The 513-nt window shown below is 61.6% G+C and carries 1 protein-coding gene; it reads right to left on the reverse strand.

Going from position 1 to position 513, the window contains the following annotated elements:
• Positions 1 to 513 (reverse strand): hypothetical protein (locus tag AK963_RS34445; RefSeq protein ID WP_202969981.1); only part of this gene is annotated, 513 nt, incomplete at both ends.

Genomic DNA, 513 nt, shown 5'->3' on the forward strand with positions numbered 1-513 from the left:
TCAGCTTACGGACACGGCGTTTCTTGCTGTCGTCACCTTTCTTCCAGTTGAACGAACGGAACAACCGGTTCAGGCCGTTCATCCGTTCGGTGTAGCTGGTCAGATCACGGTCAGGGTTGCCGGTGTAGCCTGTTGAACCCGGATGCTGATGGGCAGCCCTGTCGATCTGATCCTGTCGGCGTTGCTGACTGTCCTGCTGCGCGGCTTCCGGGTCGGCATCCACAGTGCCGTAACGGTTGCCGGTAAAGTCGGCAGGCGGGTGGTAAGGCAGTGCCTGTTGGCGGGGTTCGCTTGCCTTCTGTTGCGGTGCAGGGTCTGGCTGTCGGGTCTGCTGCTCAAAGCCAGGGCCGGTAAAGGTGGTTTCCCCTCGCTGTGCAGGGCCAACCGGGTCCACATAGATAGCGTTGTCGCTGCCAATCTGAGGCGTCTGCTGCACCGGTCCAGCCTGCCAGCCCGGTGGCCACTGGGACGGGTCTATGGTCAGCTCCGGTTCAGTCTGCGTCTGCGGTTGTT

This window comes from Endozoicomonas atrinae (assembly GCF_001647025.1).
In the GTDB taxonomy this organism is placed as follows: domain Bacteria; phylum Pseudomonadota; class Gammaproteobacteria; order Pseudomonadales; family Endozoicomonadaceae; genus Endozoicomonas; species Endozoicomonas atrinae.